The sequence below is a fragment of the Actinomadura bangladeshensis genome (assembly GCF_004348335.1).
In the GTDB taxonomy this organism is placed as follows: Bacteria; Actinomycetota; Actinomycetes; order Streptosporangiales; family Streptosporangiaceae; genus Spirillospora; species Spirillospora bangladeshensis.
Genome location: NZ_SMJW01000482.1, coordinates 1 through 2,484, shown reverse-complemented (window position 1 = coordinate 2,484; position 2,484 = coordinate 1). Strand labels below are relative to the sequence as shown.

The following is a 2,484-nucleotide window of genomic DNA, read 5'->3' as shown; positions in this document are numbered from 1 at the left end:
GGCGCCCGCCGTCCCCCCGGCGCGTGCGGCCGCGTCCGGGACGGCCGAGCCGGCGGTGTCGGTCGGGCCCGAGGCGGCGGCGCGGGCGGGGTACACGAGGGCGGCACCGGTGCGGGTCCCGGCCCGGGCACTGGCGCCGACCCCCGCCCCGGTCACGCGGCAGACGCCCTTCGCGCCGCCGACGGCCAGGGAGCCGGGGCCCGCCGGACGGGACGGCCCCGGCGGCACGTCCGGGAGTTCGGCGGGCAGCGGCCGCGGCACGGTCGGGTCCGGCCGGACGGCGTCGCGCGGCGGCACCCGCGGCACCGGGTCCAGCGGCTCGACCAGGCGCGGGATGCTCGGCGCGGGGCTCGTGGAGGTCCCGCCCGTCCCGGCGCGCGACCCGGCGTCCGCGATCATGGAGAACCCGGAGGTGCCGGAGAACCGGCGCTTCTGCAGCCGCTGCGACGAGAAGGTCGGGCGGAGCCGGGGCGGCAGGCCGGGCCGCACCGAGGGGTTCTGCCGCAGCTGCGGGCACCCGTTCTCGTTCACGCCGAAGCTGCACGCGGGCGAGCTGGTCGGCGGGCAGTACGAGGTCCTCGGCTGCCTCGCGCACGGCGGGCTCGGCTGGGTGTACCTGGCCCGCGACCACAACGTCAGCGAGCGGTGGGTCGTGCTGAAGGGCCTGCTGGACACCGGGGACGCCGACTCGCTCGCCGCCGCGACCGCCGAGCGCGCGTTCCTCGCCGAGGTCGAGCACCCCAACATCGTCAAGATCTACAACTTCGTCCGGCACGGCGACTCCGGCTACATCGTGATGGAGTACGTCGGCGGGCGCTCCCTCAAGGACATCCTGCTCAGCGTCCGCGCCGACCGCGGCGACCAGGCGTCCCTCCCGCTCGGCCAGGTGATCGCCTACGGCCTGGAGGTACTGAGCGCCCTCGGCTACCTGCACGGCGTCGGGCTGCTGTACTGCGACTTCAAGCCGGACAACGCGATCCAGTCCGAGGAGCAGCTGAAGCTGATCGACCTCGGCGGCGTCCGGCGCGCGTTCGACGTGGAGAGCCCGATCTTCGGAACGCCCGGCTACCAGTCCCCGGAGATCGGCTCGCAGGGCCCGTCGGTGACCTCCGACCTCTACACCGTCGGCCGGACGCTCGCCGTGCTCAGCTTCCCCTTCCGCGGCTACACCGGACGGCACCTGCGCAGCCTGCCGCCGCGCGAGGAGGTCCCGCTGTTCCAGCGGCACGAGTCGTACTACCGGCTGCTGCGGCGCGCCACGCACCCGGACCCGGCCCGCCGGTTCCAGAGCGCCGCCGAGATGGCCGAGCAGCTCACCGGCGTGCTGCGCGAGGTCCTGTCCGCCGAGGACGGACGCCCGCGGCCCGCGCCGTCGCCGCTGTTCGGACCCGAGCAGCACACGGCCGGCGCCGAGATCGTCGCGGGCCCGGAGAGCACGGTGATCCTGGCGCCGCTGGAGCCGCCGGCGGCCGCGGCGGCGCTGCCCGTCCCGCTGGTGTCGGCCTTCGACCCGGCCGCCGCGTTCCTCGCCGGGCTCACCACCCGCGACCCCGGCGACCTGGCCGCGGCGCTCGGCTCCGCCCCCGTCCCGTCCCGCGAGGTGCGGCTCGCGCTGCTGCGCGTCCGCATCGAGCTGGGCGACCTCGACGGCGCGGCCCGCCTGCTCGCGGAGATCTCGGCCGAGGCCCCGGACGACTGGCGCGTCGACTGGTACCGGGGCGTCCGCGCCCTCGCCGGCGGACGGGCCGCCGAGGCCGCCGCCGTCTTCACCGACCTGTACGACCTCGCGCCGGGCGAGCAGGCGCCCAAACTGGCGCTCGCGTTCTGCTACGAGACCCTCGGCGACATGGGCAACGCCAGCCACTTCTACGAGATCGTCTGGCGGACCGACCCGACCCACGTCAGCGCGGCCTTCGGCCTGGCCCGCTCGCACCTCGCCGCCGGCGACCGGGCCGCCGCCGAACGCGTCCTCGACGCGGTCCCCCGGATCTCCAGCCACTACCTCGCCGCGCAGCTCGCCGCCGTCGCCACGGCCGTCCGGGGCCGCGACCCCGGCGAGCTGAACGCGCCGGCGCTGGCCGAGGCGGGCCGCCGCCTCGCCTCGCTGCGCCTGGACACCGAGCGCGCCGCCGCGTTCACCGCCGAGGTGCTGGAGGCCGCCCTCGCCTGGCTCCGCGCCGGCCGCACCCCCGTCCCGGCCGGGTTCCAGCGCCAGGTCCTCGGCACGGACCTGGACGAATCGGCCCTGCGCGCCAAGCTGGAGGAGACCTACCGCGTCCTCGCCAAACTCGCCGACGGCGCCGGACACCGGCATGCGATGGTGAAACGCGCCAACGCCGTCCGCCCGAGGACGCTCTTCTGACCATGACCCCCGACATGACCACCGACCAGCGCGCCCCCGCCACCGCCTGCCGCACCTGCGGCGAGCCCGCCCTGTCCCGCGACCGCTTCTGCGAACAGTGCGGCACCCCCACCTCAACCACC

General features: G+C 76.5%; 1 protein-coding gene and 1 pseudogene. One reads left to right on the top strand and one right to left on the bottom strand.

The annotated features are described in order from the left end of the window. A pseudogene (locus E1284_RS43530) lies at positions 1–399 on the bottom strand (hypothetical protein); the annotation flags it as partial. On the opposite strand from E1284_RS43530, the gene E1284_RS40135 reads away from it, so the two are divergent. Beyond that, on the top strand, positions 335–2,362 hold the full coding sequence (locus E1284_RS40135; protein WP_243715045.1) for a serine/threonine-protein kinase: 2,028 nt from the start codon (positions 335–337) through the stop codon (positions 2,360–2,362). The pseudogene E1284_RS43530 and the gene E1284_RS40135 overlap by 65 nt on opposite strands. Positions 2,363–2,484: the final 122 nt, after the last annotated feature.

Bases quoted from the DNA above. Each gene is read 5' to 3' on its own strand.
- E1284_RS40135 (WP_243715045.1), top strand. From the start codon at position 335: ATGCTCGGCGCGGGGCTCGTGGAGGTCCCGCCCGTCCCGGCGCGCGAC.